The sequence below is a fragment of the Streptosporangium sp. G12 genome (assembly GCF_052983175.1).
This window is the reverse complement of record NZ_JBRIQO010000021.1, coordinates 20,933-41,597: the sequence shown is the minus strand read 5'-3', so window position 1 is coordinate 41,597 and position 20,665 is coordinate 20,933. Positions and strand designations below refer to the sequence as shown.

Below are 20,665 nucleotides of genomic sequence, written 5' to 3'. Positions count from 1 at the left end.
GGGCCCGCCCGCGAACACCCGGCATCGTCCTGGGCGACGGTACGGCGACCCGGCCGCACGGCCCGCCTCAGGACCGGCCGCGCCTCATCTCATGCGGTCCTTCGCGCGGGTTCCGAGCGCGCCTCGGCGGTCCAGCTGGCCAGGAGCCGGAGTTTCTCCTCGGACGGTGATCCCGTGTCGGCGGTGTAGATGACGATGGTCTGTCCGTGGCTGTCCGGCAGGTGCAGCGTTTGATAGTTGAGCCGCATGTCGCCGACGGCCTCGTGGAAGAACCGCTTGACGCCGTGCTGGTGTTCGGAGAGCCGGTAGTCGGCCCACATGCTCGCGAACTCCTCGGACCGGGTGCTGAGCTCGCCGACGATTCTTGACAGGGTCTCGTTGTCGGTGCCGGGCACCGCGCCGGCCCGCAGGACGGCGACGATGTCGGCGGCGATCTCCGCCCAGTCGCGGTAGACGACGCGGGCGCGCGGGTTCAGGAACATCCATCGGGCGGTGTTGCGTTCCGCGACCGGCATCGCGGCGAAGTCGTCCAGCAGCGCCTTGCCGGCGTGGTTGACGCCGAGCACCTCGAGGTGCGGGCCGTGGACGACGGCCGGCACGTCGATGGCGTGGATCATGGACAGCAGGGCGGGCCGTGCCTTGGCCGCGGCGGGCCCGCGGCGAGCGGCGTGCTCGATGCCCGGGTGCAGCAGTGATCGAAGATACCTGCCCTCGACCTCGTCGAGCCGCAGCGCCCGCCCGACCGCGTCGATCACCTGCTCGGAGACGTTGCCGACACGGCCCTGCTCGAGTTTGACGTAGTAGTCGACGCTGACCCCGGCGAGGATCGCGACCTCCTCACGGCGCAGCCCTTTGACCCGGCGGGCCGTGGTGGGGCTGGGCAGTCCCATGTCCTCGGGGGAGAGCGCCGCGCGTCGCGAGGTGAGGAAATCGCGCAGTTCGTTACCGGTCGCCATGCGAACCAGTATGGCTGGCCAGGCCGTCGGGGAGCGGGCTCCGGGTGGTACTGCCGGAGCCAGGCAGCCCGGCCTCCGCGCGCAGGCGCAGCGCGGAGACCAGGAAGAACGTGCCCCCGACGACGGCGTAGCCGGCGAGGACCGACAGCGTCGGATCCTCGGTCGAGGCGATGAGGATGAAGGCGGTGCCGGCGATGACGGAGCCGCCGCCGCTGAGGATCATCGCCACCTGGCCGCCGACGCCGCGTCGCAGCACCGCGACGACGAGCTGGAGCAGCCCGGCGACGACGGCCCATGCTCCCCACACCCTCAGCGCCGCGGGAACGCCGGACGGGGACGCCAGCGCCAGCCCCACGGCGGCCAGGGAGCCGGCCGCGATGGTGCCGAACACGGCGAAGCGGACGCGAGTGGCGGACGCGACGCGTGCGTCGACGATCGCGGCGGCGACATCGACCGCGGGGTACACGACGAGCAGGACGCCCGCGGCGACGTCGAGATCGGGCAGGGTGAGCGCGAGAAGGCCGGCCCAGACCAGGGCGAAGCCGAATCGGACGAGATAGAGCCGGCAGAGCACCGGAACCGGAGTCATGGCTTCCTCATCAGGGGAGAGACGTGTCAGTGGCGCCGACCCCAGCGACCGGGAGAGGCCGAGTCGGCAGTCATTCGACCGGCATCCGGCCGGCTCCGTGGCTCTGTCGGAGCCAGGACAACGGGTACCAGCCAGCCTCTTCGTTTCGCCTCCCGGCGGGGCCCTAATGGGATGCGTCAGCAACATCCGGCAAGGGAGAACATCGTGTCTGTTTGGTTCGTCACCGGTGCGTCGCGTGGGTTGGGTCTGGAGATCGTGAAGGCCGCGCTGGAGCGCGGCGACTCGGTCGCGGCGACCGCGCGGGATCCTCGGGCGATCGAGAAAGCACTGCCCGGCCGTCCGGACAACCTGCTGGTGGTGCCGCTGGACGTCACCGATCAGGGACAGGCGGACGCGGCCGTCAAAGCGGCGGTGTCCCGGTTCGGCGGCATCGACGTCCTGGTGAACAACGCCGGGCGCGGGCTGGTCGGCGCGGTCGAGGAGACCAGTGACGCCGAGGCGCGCGGCGTCTTCGACATCAACGTCTTCGGCCTGTTGACGGTCATCCGGGCGGTCGTGCCGGTGATGCGCGCGGCCGGTCGCGGCAGGATCCTCAACGTGAGCTCGACCGGCGGCGTGGTCGCGTGGGCCGGCTGGGGTGTCTACAGCGCGACGAAGTTCGCGGTCGAGGGCCTCACGGAGGCGCTGGGCCTGGAGCTCGCCCCGCTCGGCATCCAGGTGACCTCGGTGCAACCCGGCCCGTTGCGCACCGATTTCCTCGGCTCGACGTCGTTGCAGCACGTGGAGCGGATCATCGATGACTATGCCGTCACCGGCGGGGCGTCGCGCGTCTGGGCGGGAGAGAACCACGGGCTGCAGGAGGGCGACCCGGTGAAAGCCGCGGCCGCGATCCTGGCCGTCGCGGATCTCGACGAGATGCCGGCCCGGATCCCGCTGGGCTCCTCGACACTGGCCGACATCCGCGCCAAGCTCGCGGCCGTCGGCGCGGAGCTCGAGACCTGGCGGGAACTGGCCCGCTCGACCGACCACGTCGCCTGAGCCGTACGGAAGGGACCTCCCGCCGGTCCGGCGGGAGGTCCCTCGTGGCGCCCACCTTCGGGGCGCCTCGGACGCTCCCCGTGGAGGTCCACCTCCGCCGGGACGCCTCGGACGCTCCTCATCCGAGGCCCGCCCCCGAGGCGCCGCGGATGCTCAGGAACCGGAGGACAGCCGGTCCGCCGCCGGTTCGGTCAGTGCCAGCAGGGCGTCGCGAAGGCCGGCGCGGCCACGCAGGCCCAGCTTCGGGAACAGCTGGTACAGATGCGAACCCACCGTCCGATGCGACAGGTGCAACCGCTTACCGATCTCCTTGTTCGTCAACCCCGCCGCCGCCAGTTCCGCGATCTCCCGCTCCCGCGCCGTCAACGCCGGAGGCCGGCCGTTCCCGCGCCGCCCGCCCAGGACGACTTCCGCCTGGAGATCCTCGGCGGCCCCGGTGCGGCGGCCCAGCCCAGGTTCGGCGACGTCGACGCCAGCCTGTCGTTGAACGGCTACAACCACGTCTGTCTCTCCGTGGACAGCGTCGACGACACCCTCGCCGAGCTCCGCCGGCGCGGCGTGGACATCGTCAACCCGCCGTTCGAGATCGACGACATCAGCGCACGCCTCGCCTTCTTCCGTGACCCGTGGGGGAACATGTTCGAGATCTCCGAACGCATCGGCGACGATCACGCGCACTGATCGCGCCGGGTGGCCGGCAGGACGATCGTGGTCACCGCTTGACCGTGACGGTCTGCCGCCCGGTGAACTCGAGCAGGCCGGCCTGGCCGCTCTCGACCCCGATGCCGGACTGCTTGAGGCCGCCGAAGGGCACGAGCGGCGACAGGTGCATGATCTCGTTCACCCAAACGGTGCCGGCCTGGAGCCGCTCGGCCACGGCGAGGGCGGCGTCCGGGTCCGTGTCGCGTGCCGGGGCGTCGTAGGGTGTCGCTCCCAGGCCGAAAGGACCATTGTGCCGCAGTTCTCCCGTTTGTCGCGGTCAGCGCTGTCGGCATGGGTGGCGGCCGCGGCCGTCGCCGCCTTGCCGACCTGGGAGTCGTGGCGCGAGCGACTCGATCGTGAGGAGCCCACCGGGGCCCCCGGGGACATCTACGGGTTGGTGTGCCAGTACAACAGTGGAACGACGCTGTCACCGCTTGCCCCGCTGCGCCGTGATCTCGAAGCGGTCATGGAGATCACGGAGAACTGGGCGTTTCCGGCCCTCGTGGTCCTTCTCGGCCTTCTCGCGTGTCTCGGCCGCAGGGATCCCGGGGTGACAGGCCGGCGGGTGGCGGGGCTCCTCGTCCTGGTCGCGCTCATCGAACCGCTCGCCTCGTTACACAGCGATCGGAACGGCTGCGACGAGACCCCTCTGTTCAGCGCCGGCTGGTTCGCAGGGGTGGCCGGCGGATGGGGGATCACCCAGCTGTGTCTCCTGGTGGCCGCGACGCTGGTGTTCGCCGCGCCGCGGGCGACGCGGTCCGTCACCGCGGACGAGCCGGGCGGGTCACCGGCCGGGACGGTGTGGCGCCGGCCTGCGGCGGCCCTGGCCGACTATTTGATCGTTGTCACGGCCCTCAGCGCTGTCGTGGGGGCGGCCTGGCCCCTGATCGACAGGGGCTTCAAGGTCCATATGGGAGCCGGGCTTCTGGAGCGGGCCGACGCGTACGTGTTCCGGAGCAACGTGAGGCCGGCGGAACTGGCCGTCCTGGGCGGGCTTTTCCTCTACTTCTGGGTGCAGCACGCCCTGTGGGGGCGGACGCTCGGCAAGCGGCTGCTGGGTGTCCGGGTCGTCGCCGCGCGGACGGGCGGACGGCTGGGCACGGGCAGGACCGCGCTCCGCACGCTGGCCTTCCCCCTCCTCGCCTTCGTTCCCGAGGTCGGGCTGTGGTGTCTCCTCGCGGACGGGTTGTGGATGCTCCTCGATCCCGAAGGCCGGGTTCTTCATGATCGCTGGCTGGGTGCCGCGGTGGTACGCGACCGGGTCCCGAAGACGGCGGTGGGCGGATTGGGCGGGGTTGACGCCGACGAGGTCTTGCCGGAGGGTGGCGCGGATGCGGTGTGTTGACGAGACGCCGATGTCGTCGGCGACCGGTGGTCGCCGTCCGTACCGTCCCGGCACGGCGCTGGACCGGGGGCCACGGCTCAGCCGGCGGGCGGTGCTCATGGCCGCCGGGGGACTGCTCGCCGGTTGCTCCCGGCAGCCAGAGGCCGGCAAGGTCCACCTGCGACTGGCCACCGGGCCGGCGGGGGCGGTGTACCGGCGCATCGGCGGTGCGCTGGCCGAACACGTCTCCGAGCAGGTGCCGGGTGCCACCCTGGTCACCGTGCCGAGCGGGGCGTCCACCGACAACATCCGGATGCTGCGGACCGGCGAGGTTCACCTCGGGCTGACGAGCCTGGACGCGCTGATCACGACCGACGGCAGCGCGCCCGAGGGACTCTCGGCGATATGCCGGCTCTATGACAGTCACCTGCATCTCGTGGTCATGGCCGGTTCGGCGATCGACGGGTTCCGGGACCTGGAGGGCAGGCGCGTGTCCCTCGGCGCCCGCGACTCGGGCACCGAGTTCACGTCGCTGCGGGTCCTGGAGCTCGGCCGGGTGAACGCCGACGGCCGGTACCTCAGCCAGGCCGAATCGGCGGCGGCACTGCGCGACGGCGAGATCGACGCGATGTTCTCCCTGACCGGCGTCCCGACCCCCGCCGTCACGGAGCTGGCGCAGCGGCACCCGATCCGGCTGATCCCGCTGGACGCGCAGGCGGACGCGCTCTTCACGGCGTTCCCCGGTCCCTACACTCCGGCCATGATCCCCGCGACCGCCTACGCCGGCGTCCCGGCCACCCGTACCGTCGCCGTGCCGAACGTGCTTCTCGTGCGCAACGACCTGCCCGACGACCTGGTCCACGCCATCACCGACACGATCTTCACGCACACCGGCACGATCATCTCCGCCAGTCGCGACGCCGAGGCCGTTCCCGAGGCCGTTCCGGAAACGTGGCAGATCAACGTGCGGACCGGGATCTCCACCGCGTCGATCCCGCTCCATCCGGGCGCGGCGGCCTGGTTCCGCGACCGCAAGCGCTGACCCGGGACGGCGACAGGCCGGTGACGGCGACAGATCTGCGACGGTGACGGGCCTGCGACAAGTGACGGGCCTGCGACAGTGACGGGCCTGCGACGGGGCCCGGGGCCTCGGACATGCGACGGGCGCAGGTTCTCAGACCTGTGACGGAGCCGGGTCGCCGGCCGGCGACGCCACCCGCGGAACGACCGGCAACGCGACCACCGCGGCGAATCCGCGCCCGGACCCGTCCGGGCGCGGCAGGCCCTCCTCCAGCCGCAGCTCGCCCCCGGCCGCCCCGACCAGGTCGGCGCAGATCGCCAGTCCCAGGCCGGTGCCGGGCACGTTCTGGTGCCGCGGCGACCGCCAGAACCGCCGTAGCGCCTGGGCTCGCTCGGACGCGTCGATTCCCTGGCCGTCGTCACGGACGGCGATCGTGACCACGTCTCCGGCCGCGGAGGCGTCGCCGGGTCCGGCGCCCGCGCCATCGCGGGCGTCCCGGGCGGTCCCCGCGCCATCGCGGGCGTCCCGGGCGGTCCCCGCGCCATCGCGGGCGTCCCGGGCGGCCCCCGCGCCACCGGGGGCGACCCGGCCGGTGCCCGCGCGACCGGGGACGACCCGGGCGGTCACCTCCACCACCCGCGCGTCCGACAGCCGTAACGCGTTGCTGATCAGCTCGTCCAGGATGCTGCCCAGCCCGCCCGGCGGCTCCAGCAACCGCAGCCCCGGCGGCACGTCGACCGCCAGTGTCTGCCCCGCCGTCGCCGTCAACGCCTGCCACCGGTCCACCCGGGTCGCCAGCACCGCGTCGAGATCCACCGGCGACGCCGTCCGTATGCTCTCCATCCGCGCACTGGCCTGCAGCGAGTTCAGCATCCGCTGCATCGCCTTCAGCTCGTCGACGGCGACGTCGTAGACCTGCCGCCCGTCGCCGGACGCGCGCAGATGCGGTTCCAGGCTCTCCACGGCGAGCCGGAGGCTGGTCAGCGGGTTGCGCAACTGGTGCGACGCGTCGGACACGAACGCCCGCTGCCGCTGCACGGCGTTCTCGACCGCGTCCATCATGGTGTTGAACGACTCCGCGAGCCGCCGCAGCTCGACCGGGCCGGCCTCGGCGTCCGCCCGGATGGTGAGGTCGCCCCGCGAGATCCGGGAGCTCGCCGCGTCCAGCTCCCGCACCGGCCGCAGCACCCACGCCGACACCGGCCAGGCGACGGCCACCAGCGCGATCAACGGCAGCAGCCCGAGCCCGGCGAGCTGGGCCCATCGCACGAGGATGCGATGGCGCGTCCTCGACAGGTCGGAGATCGTCACGACGGTGCCGACGACCTCGCTGTCGCGGCCCACCGGCTCCGCGACCACGAGCGCGGAGTCGTCCCACGGCGCCCACTCCCAGGACGGTTCGGACCTCGCCCCGGCCAGCGCCGCGGTCACGATCCGGGGCAGCGCCGGCTCGGCCCGCGCCGCCTCCCGGTACGCGCCGGCCGGTCCAAGCAGCACCGTGCCCGACATGTCGATCACCGCGACCGGGATGCCGTACAGCCTGTGGTAGTGCGTCAGCTCCTGGTGGAGCGCCTCGGTCCGCCCGGTCGACAGCGCGGTCTCGGCCAGCGACGCGAACCGGCCGACGTCGTTGAGCCGGTCGACGTAGGTCTCCTGCATCTCCCGCTCCGCCACGGTGATGCTGAGCGGCACCCCGAGCGCCGCGACGAGCAGCACCGCGAGAGGCACCAGGACGGCGAGCAGGCGACGGTGCACGGCGCGTCAGCCGATCAGCTCCGGCTGGTCGGCCAGGAGCCGATAGCCGACTCCGTGGATCGTGCGGATGAGCACGACAGGCCCGAGCTTGTGCCGCAACGCCGCGATGTGGGTGTCCAGGGTGCGGCTCGAGGACTCCCAGGTCGCTCCCCAGATCTGGTCGAGGATGACGTCGCGGCTCACCACGTTCGGCGCCCGCCTGGCCAGCAGCAGGAGCAGCTCGAACTCCTTGCGGGTCAGCGTCACGAGCGCGCCGTCGACGGTGACCTCGCGGGTGCCGACGCCGATCCGCATCGGGCCGAGGACGAGCGGCTCGTCCGGGTGGCTCAGGGCACGAGCCACCCGGGTGCGCCGCAGGACGGCGTCGATCCGGGCCAGCAACTCCGGGATGCCGAACGGCTTCACGATGTAGTCGTCCGCGCCGGCGCGCAGGCCACGGACCCGCTCGTGCTCCTCCGATCGCGCCGTCACGGCGATGACGGCGGTCTCCGGGCGGTCACGCAACTTGCGGATCACGTCGAGTCCGTCGCCGTCGGGCAGACCCAGGTCGACGAGGACCACATCGGACGGGGCGGCGCGCACGGCCTCCGAGGCGGTGGCGACGCGGTGGACCTCGAAGCCCGCCTGGGCCAGGACGGTCACCAGAGCCCGCGCCACGCGGTCGTCATCCTCGATGATGGTGATCCGCATACCGGCGGATTGTACGGCCCGGATCGGCACTTGGTCAGCCCTCCGCTTCTTGGAATTTCTCTGGCATCCGGCGCATTCTTGGGATTTCTCTGACACCATCCGCGTCCCCGCCAGCCGAGACTGAGGCCGCGCACTTACCGACAAACGCGCGTGCGCTGAGGAGGAGGCCGCGATATGAGAACGACCAGCAGATACCGGGCCGTCGCGCGGATGATCGCCACGATCGGCGTCGTCTCGCTCGTCGCGGCCTGTTCCGGAAACGGGGGCGCCCCCGGCGCGGGCGCCACCGGCGCGAGCGGCGCCGGGGGCTACCCGGACAAGAACATCACGTTCGTCGTGCCGTTCAGCGCGGGCGGCCCCACGGACACCGTCACCCGCATGATCGCCGAGCCGATGGCCGCCAAGCTCGGCGCCAAGGTCGTCGTCCAGAACGCCGAGGGCGCGGGCGGCACGGTCGGCGCCGGCGAGGTCGCGCGGGCCGATCCGGACGGCTACACCGTGCTCATGCACCACATCGGCATGTCGACGGCGCCCGCCCTGTACAAGGACCTGGGCTACAAGCCGCTGGAGAACTTCGAGATGGTCGGGCTCGTCACCGAGGTGCCGATGACGGTCGTCGCCCGCAAGGACTTCGCGCCCGCGACGCTCCAGGACCTCGTGACGTACGTGAAGGCGAACGCCGGCAAGGTCACGCTGGCCAACGCCGGCATCGGCGCCGCGTCCCACCTGTGCGGCCTGCTGTTCCAGTCCGCCGCCGGGGTCAAGCTCCAGGAGGTCCCGTACGAGGGCACCGGCCCCGCGCTGACCGACCTCGTCGGCGGCCAGGTCGACTTCATGTGCGACCAGACGACCAACACCAGCGGCCAGATCTCCGCGGGCGAGGTGAAGGCGTACGCGGTCACCACGCCGGAGCGGGTGAAGAGCCTGCCCGACCTGCCCACCACGACCGAGGCCGGGCTGCCCCAGCTCCAGGTCAGCGTGTGGCACGGTCTCTACGTCCCGAAGGGCACGCCGCAGGACGTCGTCCAGAAGCTGTCCGAGGCGCTGAAGGTGGCACTCGCCGACAAGGGGGTCGTCGACCAGATGGCCAAGCTCGGCACCGCGCCGGTCGCGGCCGAGGACGCGACCCCGCAGGCGCACCGGGCCAAGCTCGAGGAGCAGCTCGGCACCTGGGCGAAGGTCATCGCCGACGCCGGCGTCAAGGCCTCCTGAGGTGGAGCGCCGCCGGTCCCTCCCGGACGTCCTCGCCGGGGGAGTCTTCGTCCTGATCGGTGGCGCGTTCGTGGTGGGGGCGCTCGGCTACGAGCTGGGCACCCCGCTGCGGATGGGCCCCGGCGCCTTCCCGCTGCTGGTCGGCGCGATCGTGGCCGCCCTGGGCCTGGCGATCGTCGTCAAGGGGCTCGTCGCGGGCGAGGTGATCGAGTTCGGGCCGATCCCCTGGCGCGCGGTCGCCCTCATCGTGCTCGCGGTCCTGTTCTTCGGACTCACCGTCCGGGGCCTCGGGTTCGTACCGACGTCGGCGGTGACCGCCCTGCTCACCGCGCTGGCCAGCACGCGCGTACGGCTGCTCACGGCCGTCGCCGTGGCCGCCGGGCTCACCGTGGCCGGCACGCTCATCTTCGTCGTCGGACTTCAGTTGCGGATCCCGCTATTGGGCCCGTGGCTGGGGTTCTGACGCGGCATCCGGATTGAGGCATGGAACTTCTCGACAACCTCGCGCTGGGTTTCTCGACCGCCCTCATGGTCCAGAACGTCCTCTACTGCTTCGTGGGGGTGCTGCTCGGGACGGCGGTCGGCGTGCTGCCCGGCATCGGGCCGACGGCGACGGTGGCGATGCTGCTGCCGATCACCTTCAGCTTCGAGCCGGTGACGGCGCTGATCATGCTGGCCGGCATCTACTACGGCGCGCAGTACGGCGGCTCGACGACCGCCATCCTGATCAACCTGCCCGGTGAGTCGTCGGCGGCGGTCACCGCGCTGGACGGGCACGAGATGGCCCGCCAGGGCCGGGCCGGCCCGGCCCTGGCCGCCGCCGCGATCGGGTCCTTCGTCGCGGGTACGGTGGCCACCGTCGTGCTGGCCGTCGCGGCCCCGCCGCTGGCCCGCGTCGCGCTGCGGTTCGGCCCGGCCGAGTACTTCTCGCTGGTGCTGCTCGGCCTGATCGTGTCGATCGCGCTGGCGCGCGGCACGGCGCTCAAGGCGCTGGCGATGATCGCGCTCGGCGTCCTGTTCGGCACGGTCGGCCAGGACCTCTACACCGGCACGCCCCGGTTCGTGTTCGGCCAGCGCGAGCTGTACGGCGGCATCGACTTCGTGTCGGTCGCCGTCGGCATGTTCGGGCTGGCCGAGATCCTGCGCAACCTGGAGAACGAGCAGACCCGCGCGGCGATCGTCGGCAAGGTGAGGAACCTCTGGCCGACCCGTGAGGACCGGCGCCGGATCGTCGGCCCGATCCTGCGGGGTACCGGTCTCGGCGCCGCGCTCGGCGTCCTGCCCGGCGGTGGCCACGTGCTGGCCTCGTTCACCTCGTACGCCGTCGAGAAGCGGATCTCGAAGCGGCGGCAGGAGTTCGGGCGCGGCGCGATCGAGGGCGTCGCCGGCCCCGAGTCGGCGAACAACGCCGCCGCGCAGACGTCGTTCATCCCGCTGCTCACCCTGGGGCTGCCCGCCCACCCGGTGATGGCGCTGATGGTCGGCGCGTTCATCGTCCACGGCATCACCCCCGGCCCGAACGTCATCGTCGACGAACCGGCGCTGTTCTGGGGACTGATCGCGTCGATGTGGATCGGCAACGTGCTGCTCGTGCTGCTGAACCTGCCGCTGATCGGCCTCTGGGTGCGCATGCTGCGCATCCCGTACCAGGTGCTGTTCCCGATGATCATCCTGTTCGCCGCGATCGGCACGTACTCCCTGGAGTTCAACGCGTACGACGTCTACGCGATCGTGTTCTTCGGGGTCCTGGGCTACGTCCTGATCAAGTGCGGCTGCGAGCCGGCGCCGCTGCTGCTCGGCTTCGTCCTCGGCCCCCTGCTCGAGGAGAACATGCGGCGGGCGCTCATCATCTCCCGTGGCGACGCGTCGGTCTTCCTGACCCGGCCGATCTCCGCGGTGCTCCTCGCCCTGGCCGTGGCGGCGCTCGTCGTCGCCGTCCTCCCGGCGATCCGCAGGCGCCGCGAGGTCGTGTTCACCGAGGAGGAGTGAGGGCTCCCGGTCCGCGGGCCCGGGGGCCGAGTCCCCGGCGGCGCACGTTCGGCGAAGGCTCCGGCCCGGCTCTCCTCGCCGGACCGGGGCCTTCGCCGAACCCGGTGCGGTCACTCGACGCGGCCGTCCCCGATCGGGTGCCGGCACACCGAGGACTCCCCGGAACCGGCCGTCCGTGAGGTACGGGGCTAGCGAGGTGCCGCGAGGACGTCCCGGAGGACGTCCTCCAGCGTGACACGGGCCAGCTCGCGCCTCAGGGTCTCCTCGATGCCCTCGTAGATGCCCTGCATCGCCGGCTGGATGCCGTAACCCACCACGCACCCCTGGTCCGGGGTGGCGCGGTGCATCGCGAACAGCGGGCCGGGTTCCACCGCCTCGTACACGTCGAGCAGGGTCATCGACTCCAGCTCGCGCGCCAGCGACCAGCCCGCGCCCACGCCCCGCCGGGACTCCACGAGCCCCGCCCTGCGCAGCTCGCCGAGCAGCCGCCTGATCACCACGGGATTGGTGTTCGCGCTGCTCGCGATCTGCTCGGACGTGGCGACCTCGTGGCCCTGGCGCTGGTAGAGGCTGATCCAGGCCAGCGCGTGGGCGGCGATGGTCAACTTGCTGTTGGCGCTCATGAACCCTCATCTCTCGGCCGCGACACCGTATGGTACGACCGCCCAGTCGTAACAACAAATGTTGCGACCACTCCGTCGTAACCATTAGTGTTACGACAGTTCGGACGGATCGATCAGTGAGGTGAGAAGAATGAACAAGCCGCTCACGGGCAAGGTCGCCCTGGTCACCGGAGGTTCCCGCGGGCTGGGAGCCGCGACCGTACGGCTGCTGGCCGAGCAGGGCGCCGACGTCGCGTTCACCTACGTCAGCTCCGACGAGCGGGCGCGGGCCGTCGTCGAGGAGGTACGCGCCAAGGGAGCGAAGGCCGTCGCCATCAAGTCCGACCAGGCGGACACGAGCGGGGCTCCGGCGCTGATCGACGAGGTGGTCGCGTCCTTCGGCGGCCTGGACATCCTCGTCAACAACGCGGCGGTCTCGGTGGGCCGCAGGGTGGACGACCCGGAGGCCGACACCGCCGCGCTGGACCGGATGCACGCCACCAACTACCTCGGCGTGATCGCCGTCATCCGGGCCGCCTCCCGGGTGCTGCGCGCGGACGGCCGCATCATCACGGTGAGTTCCGGGCTGGGCTCCCGGGTCGGCCTCCCGGGCCTCGCCGACTACTCGGCGACCAAGTCGGGGGTCGAGAGGTACACCATGGGCGTCGCGCGGGACCTCGGGCACCGGGGCATCACGGCCAACGTCGTGGAGGCCGGACTGATGGACGGCGGGATGGAACCGCCGGACCCCGAGACTCTCAAGGCCCTGGTCAGCTCGCTGTCCCTGCAGCGCATGGGCCGTCCCGAGGAGATCGCCGAGGCGATCGCCTTCCTGGCGAGCCCCGCCGCCTCGTACGTCACGGGCGCGGTGCTGGACGCCCACGGCGGCTACAACGCCTGAACCGGACCCCTGCCGCCTACCTCGGAGGGGCCCGCGTGACCCTGTGAGTGTCGGCATCCGGGCTGACCGCCGAATCGTGGAGTGAGGGCAACCGGAACGTGATCGAGGCGGCACGGCGGAGCGGAGAGGCGGTTGCCGTTCGGGCGGTCGTACGCGACGCTCTTGGTATGCGCATCGGTCCTATGCTCGGCTCCGGCCGTACCGCGGATGTGTTCGCGATCGACGACGCGTGGGTGCTGCGCCGATACCGGGACGGCGGTGACGCGTCCACCGAGGTGGCCGTGATGTCCTACGTCTCCGGCCGGGGATATCCGGCGCCGCGGGTCGGACCGGCCGTGGGCGGGGATCTGATCATGGAGCGGCTGTCCGGCCCGACCATGGTCGAGGCGCTCACGCAGGGCGCGATCACTCTGGAGGAGGCCGGCACGGTCCTGGCGGGGTTGCTGCGTCGTCTGCACGCTTTCCCGGCGCGGGTCTCGGCCGACCCGGCGGATCGCGTCCTCCACCTCGACCTGCATCCGGAGAACGTGATGCTCACGCCCGAGGGGCCGGTGGTGATCGACTGGGCCAACGCCGAGGACGGCCCGCCCGCGCTGGACTGGGGGATGTCCGCCCTCATCCTGGCGGAGGTCGTGGTGGGTCCGCTGGCCGAGGCGTCCATGGCCCGCACGGTCCTGGCCTCCCTGCTCAGCGAGGTCGACCATGCGATCGACCTCGAAAGGGCTCTGGCCATCCGGGCCGCCAACCCGACGCTGAGCCAGGCCGAGAAACGACTCCTCGGCGAGGCCGTGGCGCTGGTGGGCTCCCTGCATCCCGCGTCCCGGCCCGGCGCGTGAACCCGCGACGGTCGCGTCGACGACACCCTCCGATCATCGCCGCGTCCAGGATCGGACCGAGAAGGCCGGCACCGAGGATGAGCGCATCGGCCTCCATCGGTCCCGGCCGGTCCCGGCGCTCCTCACCTACGGGTGGTCGCGCAGGCGCGCGCGCAGCAGGTTGGGGTCGGTGGCCGTGGTGTAGGCGGCGCTGAGCACGTACACGTCGTCGCCGCGCAGCGCGACGGAGGTGGGGTTCTGCAGGCCGTCGGCGGCGTCCAGCACGGTGGTGCCGGTGCCGTCGGACCGGATGCGTACGACCTTGTTGGGGGCGTTGAGGGCGGCGAGGATCTCGTCACCGCGTCCGGTGAAGGCGAAATCGTCGATACCGACCATGCCCGACGCCCTGACCTGCGGTGCTCCCGCGCGGTTTCCGGAGCGGATCGGGATGCGCAGAAGGGTGCCCCGGTCGAGGTTGGTCACCCACAGCGCGCCCCGGTGTACCTTCGCGCCGTTGGCTCCGAGGAAACCGGCCGGGGCGAGTTCGGGAGCCGTGGACCACGCGACGGGTGCGCCGCCGGTGACGGGGACGGTCCACACGGTGCCGAGCACCGAGTCGGTGATGTAGAGCCGTTCGCCGCGCCCGTCCAGTGCCAGCCCGTTGGGCAGGCCGTTCGCGGGCAGCGCGGCGATGCGCCGCGGGGCCTTCCCCGGGCGCAGCCGCCACAGCCCCGTCAGATCGGCCGTGCCCGTCGCGTACAGCATGTACACGGTGCCGTCCGAGGTGTGGGCGATACCGGTGGCCAGGGGGAAACCGAGGACCGGCGTGTCGACCCCGCCGTCGGCGGGCGCGGGCAGCGTCGCCAGGACGCGCGTCCTGCCCTGGGGCGTGACCTGGGCCACCTGGCGGCCGGCGGCGAAGGTGACGTTCGCCGTGCCGTCGGGCAGCAGGGAGATGTTCTCCGGCATCTGGCCCGCGGACAGGTCGAAGTGGGTGGCGATCCGCACATCTGTCAGCGGTCCCCCGGCGGCCGTCGCGCTGGCCATCGCGGTCGGCGCGGTCGGCGTCAGGGCGGCGGCGGCCAGCAGGGCGGCCGACATAGTGATCTTGATGCTTCGCTTGGGCATGATTCCTTCACTGTTTTCCGGCATGCGGCAGCCGCGGTTCGGCGCCGTGGGGTGAGGGGTGTCGGGGGAGTGCCGTGGGGGCGTCGGGGGTGTCGAGGAGAGGTCGCGATCCCCTCGGGTCAGGTGGTGCGGGTTCCGGCGTCGTGGCGCGGCCGGGTCGCCTCCCGCGGCGCGGTGACGTGGGAGAGCAGGGTCAGGGCCGTCGCGGAGGGGGAGCCGGGATCGGCCGTGGCCACCACCAGGGCCGGGCCGTTCCCCCGCGGGCTCTGCAGCGTCTGCTGGGTGACCGTCAGCGTCCCGACCAGGGGGTGGCGCATCTCGTAGTCGGCGACATCGCAGGCCAGGACCCGGTGATCGGCCCACATCGAGGCGAACTCCGGACTGCGCATGGTCAGCTCGCCGATCAGCCCGGCCAGCAGCGGATCGTCCGGGTGCCGCCCGGCCGTGAGGCGCAGGTTGCCCACCACGGCCCTGGCCTTGGCGGGCCAGTCGGTGTACAGGTCGCGGGTGTGCGCGTCCAGGAACACCAGCCTGGCCATGTTCGGCCGTCGCTCCGGGACGCCGGGGCCGTCCGGGTCGAGATGGCCGGCGAACAGGCCGTGACCCTGACGGTTCCAGGCCAGGACGTCGCTGCGGCGGCCGACCACGATGGCGGGCGTGTTCTCGAAGGCCGCCAGCAAGGCGCTGGTCGCCGGGGTGACGCGTTCGGGACGCGGCCGGCTCGCGGGCCGGCCGCGTCTCGGCGCGCCGGCCAGGGCGTGCAGATGGGCACGCTCGGGCTCGTCCAAGCGCAGGGCGTTCGCTATGGCGTCGAGCACCTCGCGCGAGGCGTTGCGTGACTGGCCCTGCTCCAGGCGGGTGTAATAGGGCGCGCTGATGCCCGCGAGCATCGCGAGCTCCTCCCGCCGCAGCCCGGGCACCCTGCGTCGCTCGCCGTAGGTCCGCAACCCGACGTCTTCGGGTCGCAGCAGGCCACGGCGTGCCTGGAGGAAGTCGGCGAGGTGCCCGTGCTCGGTCATGGAGCCAAGTATGCGTACCGCGGGCGAACCGCGCCTCACCCCGCCGGGGTAGGGATCCGCGGGGTCCGGCTCCCCGAACCCCGGTCTCCGGGACCTGCGCGCCGGGCGACGGTCCGTGGGCCGTCGCCCGGTTCGTCGGCCGTAACCGTCACCTGGTCGTGCAGACGGTCCCGTTGAGGGTGAAGACCGCGGGCAGCGTGTTCGGGCCGCTGTAGTTGCCGACGAAGCCGATCGTGGCCGACGCGCCCGTGGGCAGCGAGCCGTTGCCGGAGTCGTTGACGACCCTGACGTCCCGCCCGTTCTGCGTCCAGACGGCGCCCCAGCCGCTGCCCAGGCTCTGCCACGTCCTCGGCCAGCTGAAGTTCAGGGTCCAGCCGTCGATCGGCGCGCCGTGGTTGGTGATGTCGATGGCGCCGACGTAGCCGCTGGCCCAGTCGGACTGGTTGGTCAGGCGTACCGAGCACGAGCTGGAGGCGGGCGTGCCGGTCGTGAACGTCAGCGGCGCGGAGGGCGACGAGACGCCGCCGCCGCTGTCCCGGGCGATCACGTTGACCGTGTGGCGCGTGCCCGGTTTCAGGTTGCCCACGCTCAACGAGGTGCCGGTGGTCTCGCCGAGCTGCTCGCTGACGGCCCCGTTCTGGCGGTGGACCTCGTACTTCACGATCGGGCGCGCGCCGGCGGAGGCGGCGGGCCAGGAGACGGTGGCGGCCTCGTCCGTCACGTCCGAGGCCGTCGGCTGCCCCGGCGCGCCCGGCAGGCCGGCCGGGGCGGAGGCGGGACGCAGGATGACCGTGGTCAGCGAGAGCGGCGGCAGCGTCTGGCCGGTCGCGCTGCCCGCGGTCGACGTGGCGATGCTCGTGGCGCCGTTGGTGTGGGTCAGCACGGTGGGAGCCCCGGACGCCGGGCTGAAGCCCGAGTAGCCGATCGTGACGGGGTAGGAGGTGTCGGACGAGGTGTTGATCAGCAGGACGGCCAGATCGCCGTCGGGGCGGCGCACGGCGTGCGCGACGACCTTCTCCTGGTCGGTCGCGGCCCGGATGAACCGGTCGCCGGGGCGGGCGAACCTGCTCACCATCTGGAGCGCGTAGTACGGCGCGAAGGGCGTGTTCGCCGACGGTTCGCAGACGCTGCCGTCGGAGGTGCACGTCCCGCTCGACAGCAGGCCGAAGTCGCCGTAGTCGGTGTGTCCCTCGACCTGCGTGACGCTGCCGATGCCGTTGTGGACGTTCCACCAGTCGACCGTGAAGACCCCGTTGGCCAGCAGCGTCGCGTAGGCGTCGGCGGCGGCCAGCGCGCCGGGCTGGGTCGTCGTGCCGCCGGTGTTCGACCCGGTGTTGAACTCGGTCATCGCGATGCCGATCCGTTCGGAACCGGTTCCCACGTGCTCCGCGATCTGCCGGCGGGTGAGGTGGATCATGTCGGGAACGTGCGCGGTCCTGTCGAAGGCACCGGGGTACCAGTGCAGGATCACGAAATCGATCTTCGACCCGGCGGTCGACAGGACGACGTCGTTCCAGGTCCCGGCGTCGCCCTCGGCGACTATCCCGTCGGGCCAGTTGGCGGGCGTGGTCAGCACCGCGCCGATCTTGATGGTCGGGTCGACGGCCTTCATCGCGTCGGAGTAGGCCACGACATGGCGCGCGTACTCGGCAGGGCTTTTGTCGGCGTGGTCGTCGGCCTCCCAGGCGGCACCGTAGTGGCCGTTGCCGTAGTTCTCGTTGCCGATCTCCCAGTACTTGACGCCGTAGCCCTTGACGACGTTGGCGTGCCGCACCCAGGCCGCGGCCTCCGCCGCCGTACCGGTGCCGTAGTTGGCGGTCACCATCGGCTGCGCGCCGGTGCGCCGCACGCCGCGCATGAAGGTGTCGAAGTCGGTGTCGGGAGCGACGTAGCCGCCGGGGGCGGTGTGGTCGGCCCAGTGGTAGATGTCGGAGTACGAGCCGCCGGGGTAGCGCAGCACCTTCATGCCCGCGTCCTTGAGCAGGTCGGCGGTCTCGTCGGTGCCCAGACGGCTGTCCCAGATCGCGTGGTTGGTACCGATACCGGTCTCGGGGGCGGTGGCGAGCGCGGCGCGGGCGTTGACGGTCACCGCGACCGGCGCGACCTCGTCGGCGTGCGCCGTGGGGACGGTGAGGACGGCCAGCGTCAGCAGAAGGGCGGACGCTGCCCGTAACGGAGTTCTCGGCATCGGTGTACCTCGCAACGGATAGTGGCGTTCACTCGACACCCCCTCCCTGACCCGGAGGCAACATGATCGTCAGCGGTCGCCTCGTATCCGTCAACCGGCGGTGAAACTTTCACGCCGGCCGGTCGGCCGACCGGGGGTACCCCGCCGAGGTGAACCCGCATTCCCTCCGGCCTTTTGTCATGGATGCACCACGTCGCCGGCCGGCCCCGTCGGGGGGCGACGTGCGGCGGCGAGCACGCGGGGAGGCCGCCGTGGCGCGTTCAGCCGCCGAGCTGCCGGGTGATCGACGGGTCGGTGATGGCGGTGTCGGCGGCGAGCAGGAAGGCCTTGGACAGGATGACCGAGAGCATGCCGCTTTCCTCCTCGAAGGGCAGGAAGACGGACGCGGCGTCGCGGTCGTGCCCGGGGACGACACACAGGTAGGCGTCGTTGGGCTCCATGAGGATGTTGCCCGACCCCAGGTGGATCTTGTAGGTCCGCAGGTCGCCGCGTACGCGCAGGAACCGGTCGGTCAGCTCCGCGCGATCGGTGATTCTCAGCCGGGGCAGCAGCCGGGCCAGCGCGTCGCGCCGAGTCCTGGCGGTCTCGGTGAGCTCACCGAACCCGGAGGAGCGCCAGTAGTCCTCGTGCCCGGCCACCGCCCGCTGGTCGAGGCCCAGGGAGGCGACCCCCACGGCCAGGTCGGCGTCGCGCAGCACCTCCGACAGCACCAGCGGTGGCACCTCGACCAGCGCGACCCGGTCGCTTGCCGAGTCGTGGCCGGAGAGCTCTCCCGGCCCGGCCCGGTGGAAGGTGATCTCCTCGGTGGCGCAGAAGGAGGCGGTGTCCCACCCGTCGGCGGCCGGGTCGCCGACCACGTGCATGCCCCAGCGGGCCCGCCAGCCGGACAGCTCCCTGACAGCCTCGCCCTGGTCGCCGCCGCACTCGTAGTCCCAGTGGCCGATGGACAGGCCCGTCCAGCCGCGCTGGTTCAGCAGTGTCTTGGCCTGGCCGTAGCGGAGCACGTGCCCGGAGAAGCGGGCCGAATGGGTGCGGGCGCGTTCCTCGGCCGGGGTCAGCAGATAGACCTCGCGGAACACCTGCTTGTACGGCTGGCGGATCATGTGCTCCAGCAGGTGGTCGCGCCAGGTCCGCACCTCATCGGCGGTCGCGTGGATCGGATGCCAGAGCCCGACCGGGGTGTCGGGATCCGGCCGGACGCGGTGTCCCTGCGGGTCGGACAGCTCCCAGCCCGCCTCGGTCCTGACCGGCAGCCCAGCCGAGTCCGGCGAGACCTGCCAGACCAGGGCGCGGGCGTACCGGCCGGTGACCGGGTGGTCGAGGAAGAACTCGGTCACCTCCTGCCAGCTCCACCCGCGTTCCTTGATCAGCGCCTGCTCCAGCCGGAACCGCTCGGCCGCGAGCGCCTGCCTGAGCTCCTTCAGGGTGATCCTGAGCTCGGCCAGCGCCGGGTCCTTGCGGATGGCCTGCGGGGCCGACTTGACGGTCCTGCCCGAGGGATTGACGAACCGCAGCGCGGGGCCGTCGGCACACAGCCGTACGAGGTAGTCGCCGATCCTCTCCTCCCTGACCCCGTCCGGGCCGAGGCCGAAGGCCGGCACGGTGCGGTCCATCAGCTGTTCGCGGGTCAGCCCCGCCTGCGCGGCCACCTCGTCCAGGGTGCGCGCCACATTCTTCAGCACGGATCTGGCGCGGACCTTGGCCTGGACGCGGGCCAGCGGCACGATCGCCGCCATCCCGCCGCGGCGGGCCAGCGCGCCGACGGCGGTGTTGGTGAGCCTCTCGCTGCGGCAGGTGGAGCCCATCCCGTTGCTCCCGGTGCCGCAGTTCAGCGCGACGTCACCGAGGAGCGAGGTCACCCACCGTTCCTCGATCATCTCGCACGTCCAGATCACGCCGCGCATCGGCAGGATGGTGCGCTCGTGCAGGAAGACGGTCTCCCTCCACTCGTGATCATCGCTGCTCCGGGTGATCTTCCGCTCCCGGTGGGCCGCCAGCCGGGTGAGGATCTCCCGGACCAGGTCGACCGTGCCGGGGGTGAGCAGCGCCTTGGCGGTCCTGAGCCACTTCGCGCTCGGTCTGGTGGACCGGGCGGTGTTCCAGTGGTGCAGCAGCGGCAGGACCGCGGGGTCCGCCAGGCGCGGGCCGTACTCCTCGGCCAGCAGCCGGGCGAAGGGGTCACCCTCCCAGATGATGTTCCGCACCACGCCGGTGGGGCCGTGCTCGGCCGGTTCGACCAGCAGCTCGTCGAGCTGCTCGGACAGCGCCTCTCGCACCTGCCCGGCCCGTGCGTCCCACACCGCCATCCGGAACGGAGGACGCAGGGGCGGCACCCGCAGCCATCCGATGATCTCGCGACGCTCCTGGAAGCCGAAACGGCGTGCCGCCGCGAACGGAATCCGGAAGATCTCCTCGTAGCGGGTGTGGCCCCCGTTGACCATCTCCTGGGCCCTGTGCACGAGAAGGCGCGCGTCTCCGGGGGTCCAGTCGATGTCGCGTTCGGCCACCGTACGGATCAACCGCAGGACGCGCTCGTCGTGATCGTGGCCTCCGTCCCGTCCCAGGCTCAGCTTCAGTTGCGCCCAGTGCCCGTACTCCCGCCAGTCGACGTCCGGACCGGGCTGCAGGCCCTGCGCGAAGAGCGCTTCGAAGCGGCGGTACCTCTCCCCGGTCTCCTCGTCCAGGTATCCGGTCAGGTGGATGTAGGCGCGATCGGTGTCGTCGATTCCGATCATG

General features: G+C 71.9%; 20 protein-coding genes. 9 read left to right on the top strand and 11 right to left on the bottom strand.

The features are described 5' to 3' along the window. Window positions 1-89: 89 nt before the first annotated feature. The gene (locus ACVCAG_RS29350; RefSeq protein WP_440089477.1) at window positions 90-956 is read right to left on the bottom strand and encodes an MmyB family transcriptional regulator; all 867 of its coding nucleotides are present in this window, start codon (window positions 954-956) and stop codon (window positions 90-92) included. Beyond that, window positions 943-1,545: a hypothetical protein gene (locus ACVCAG_RS29345; protein ID WP_447190669.1), complete on the bottom strand. Its 603-nt coding sequence runs from the start codon at window positions 1,543-1,545 to the stop codon at window positions 943-945. The genes ACVCAG_RS29350 and ACVCAG_RS29345 overlap by 14 nt, the downstream gene beginning before the upstream one ends. A 204-nt stretch (window positions 1,546-1,749) precedes the next feature. Here ACVCAG_RS29345 and ACVCAG_RS29340 point away from each other — a divergent pair, with 204 nt between their 5' ends. Further along, window positions 1,750-2,583 (top strand): oxidoreductase, encoded by an 834-nt coding sequence (locus ACVCAG_RS29340; RefSeq protein ID WP_447190668.1) that lies wholly within the window; start codon window positions 1,750-1,752, stop codon window positions 2,581-2,583. A 153-nt stretch (window positions 2,584-2,736) separates the two neighbouring features. On the opposite strand, the gene ACVCAG_RS29335 is transcribed toward ACVCAG_RS29340, so the two are convergent. Next, the gene (locus ACVCAG_RS29335) at window positions 2,737-2,904 is read right to left on the bottom strand and encodes a LuxR C-terminal-related transcriptional regulator (RefSeq protein ID WP_440089473.1); all 168 of its coding nucleotides are present in this window, start codon (window positions 2,902-2,904) and stop codon (window positions 2,737-2,739) included. Between ACVCAG_RS29335 and ACVCAG_RS29330 the strand changes: the two genes are divergently transcribed. Then, window positions 2,872-3,264 (top strand): VOC family protein, encoded by a 393-nt coding sequence (locus ACVCAG_RS29330; RefSeq protein ID WP_447190667.1) that lies wholly within the window; start codon window positions 2,872-2,874, stop codon window positions 3,262-3,264. The two genes, ACVCAG_RS29335 and ACVCAG_RS29330, sit on opposite strands and share 33 nt — an antisense overlap. Window positions 3,265-3,295: 31 nt before the next feature. Here ACVCAG_RS29330 and ACVCAG_RS29325 read toward each other — a convergent pair whose 3' ends face one another. Beyond that, the gene (locus tag ACVCAG_RS29325; RefSeq protein WP_447190869.1) at window positions 3,296-3,520 is read right to left on the bottom strand and encodes an aldehyde dehydrogenase family protein; all 225 of its coding nucleotides are present in this window, start codon (window positions 3,518-3,520) and stop codon (window positions 3,296-3,298) included. Window positions 3,521-3,535: 15 nt separating this feature from the next. On the opposite strand from ACVCAG_RS29325, the gene ACVCAG_RS29320 reads away from it, so the two are divergent. Together ACVCAG_RS29320 and ACVCAG_RS29315 are read left to right on the top strand one after the other, a co-directional pair. Next, entirely contained in the window at window positions 3,536-4,630 is a 1,095-nt protein-coding gene (locus tag ACVCAG_RS29320) for an RDD family protein (RefSeq protein ID WP_447190666.1), read from the top strand. After that, window positions 4,617-5,651: a TAXI family TRAP transporter solute-binding subunit gene (locus ACVCAG_RS29315; protein WP_447190665.1), complete on the top strand. Its 1,035-nt coding sequence runs from the start codon at window positions 4,617-4,619 to the stop codon at window positions 5,649-5,651. The genes ACVCAG_RS29320 and ACVCAG_RS29315 overlap by 14 nt, the downstream gene beginning before the upstream one ends. A 132-nt stretch (window positions 5,652-5,783) precedes the next feature. Here the strand turns inward: ACVCAG_RS29315 and ACVCAG_RS29310 are convergent, their stop codons facing one another. Continuing rightward, the gene (locus ACVCAG_RS29310) at window positions 5,784-7,385 is read right to left on the bottom strand and encodes an ATP-binding protein (RefSeq protein WP_447190664.1); all 1,602 of its coding nucleotides are present in this window, start codon (window positions 7,383-7,385) and stop codon (window positions 5,784-5,786) included. Between the two features lie 6 nt (window positions 7,386-7,391). Continuing rightward, window positions 7,392-8,075 carry a response regulator gene (locus tag ACVCAG_RS29305; protein ID WP_440089467.1) on the bottom strand — a complete coding sequence of 228 codons (684 nt, stop codon included), beginning with the start codon at window positions 8,073-8,075 and terminating at the stop codon, window positions 7,392-7,394. A 174-nt stretch (window positions 8,076-8,249) separates the two neighbouring features. Between ACVCAG_RS29305 and ACVCAG_RS29300 the strand changes: the two genes are divergently transcribed. From ACVCAG_RS29300 to ACVCAG_RS29290, 3 genes are read left to right on the top strand one after another with little or no spacing between them, the layout of a single operon-like run. Beyond that, the gene (locus ACVCAG_RS29300) at window positions 8,250-9,287 is read left to right on the top strand and encodes a tripartite tricarboxylate transporter substrate-binding protein (protein WP_440089465.1); all 1,038 of its coding nucleotides are present in this window, start codon (window positions 8,250-8,252) and stop codon (window positions 9,285-9,287) included. 1 nt (window position 9,288) lies between these two features. After that, window positions 9,289-9,750 carry a tripartite tricarboxylate transporter TctB family protein gene (locus ACVCAG_RS29295; RefSeq protein WP_440089464.1) on the top strand — a complete coding sequence of 154 codons (462 nt, stop codon included), beginning with the start codon at window positions 9,289-9,291 and terminating at the stop codon, window positions 9,748-9,750. 20 nt (window positions 9,751-9,770) lie between these two features. Beyond that, the gene (locus ACVCAG_RS29290) at window positions 9,771-11,276 is read left to right on the top strand and encodes a tripartite tricarboxylate transporter permease (RefSeq protein ID WP_447190663.1); all 1,506 of its coding nucleotides are present in this window, start codon (window positions 9,771-9,773) and stop codon (window positions 11,274-11,276) included. Window positions 11,277-11,464: 188 nt separating this feature from the next. Here ACVCAG_RS29290 and ACVCAG_RS29285 read toward each other — a convergent pair whose 3' ends face one another. Continuing rightward, window positions 11,465-11,899: an Rrf2 family transcriptional regulator gene (locus tag ACVCAG_RS29285; RefSeq protein WP_440089461.1), complete on the bottom strand. Its 435-nt coding sequence runs from the start codon at window positions 11,897-11,899 to the stop codon at window positions 11,465-11,467. Between the two features lie 130 nt (window positions 11,900-12,029). Here ACVCAG_RS29285 and ACVCAG_RS29280 point away from each other — a divergent pair, with 130 nt between their 5' ends. Further along, a complete protein-coding gene (locus tag ACVCAG_RS29280; RefSeq protein WP_447190662.1) occupies window positions 12,030-12,779 on the top strand; it encodes an SDR family NAD(P)-dependent oxidoreductase in 750 nt (249 codons plus the stop codon). A 167-nt stretch (window positions 12,780-12,946) separates the two neighbouring features. Then, a complete protein-coding gene (locus tag ACVCAG_RS29275; protein WP_447190661.1) occupies window positions 12,947-13,615 on the top strand; it encodes a phosphotransferase in 669 nt (222 codons plus the stop codon). A gap of 126 nt (window positions 13,616-13,741) precedes the next feature. On the opposite strand, the gene ACVCAG_RS29270 is transcribed toward ACVCAG_RS29275, so the two are convergent. The 4 genes from ACVCAG_RS29270 to ACVCAG_RS29255 all read right to left on the bottom strand — a co-directional run bounded on the left by ACVCAG_RS29270 (window position 13,742) and on the right by ACVCAG_RS29255 (window position 20,664). Further along, window positions 13,742-14,722, bottom strand: a complete 981-nt coding sequence (locus tag ACVCAG_RS29270) for a hypothetical protein (RefSeq protein WP_447190660.1) — start codon at window positions 14,720-14,722, stop codon at window positions 13,742-13,744. Window positions 14,723-14,841: 119 nt separating this feature from the next. After that, on the bottom strand, window positions 14,842-15,741 hold the full coding sequence (locus tag ACVCAG_RS29265; RefSeq protein ID WP_447190659.1) for a helix-turn-helix domain-containing protein: 900 nt from the start codon (window positions 15,739-15,741) through the stop codon (window positions 14,842-14,844). A 148-nt stretch (window positions 15,742-15,889) separates the two neighbouring features. Then, window positions 15,890-17,929 carry a cellulose binding domain-containing protein gene (locus ACVCAG_RS29260; RefSeq protein WP_447190658.1) on the bottom strand — a complete coding sequence of 680 codons (2,040 nt, stop codon included), beginning with the start codon at window positions 17,927-17,929 and terminating at the stop codon, window positions 15,890-15,892. A 260-nt stretch (window positions 17,930-18,189) separates the two neighbouring features. Beyond that, window positions 18,190-20,664, bottom strand: a complete 2,475-nt coding sequence (locus ACVCAG_RS29255) for a DUF4132 domain-containing protein (protein ID WP_447190657.1) — start codon at window positions 20,662-20,664, stop codon at window positions 18,190-18,192. Window position 20,665: the final 1 nt, after the last annotated feature.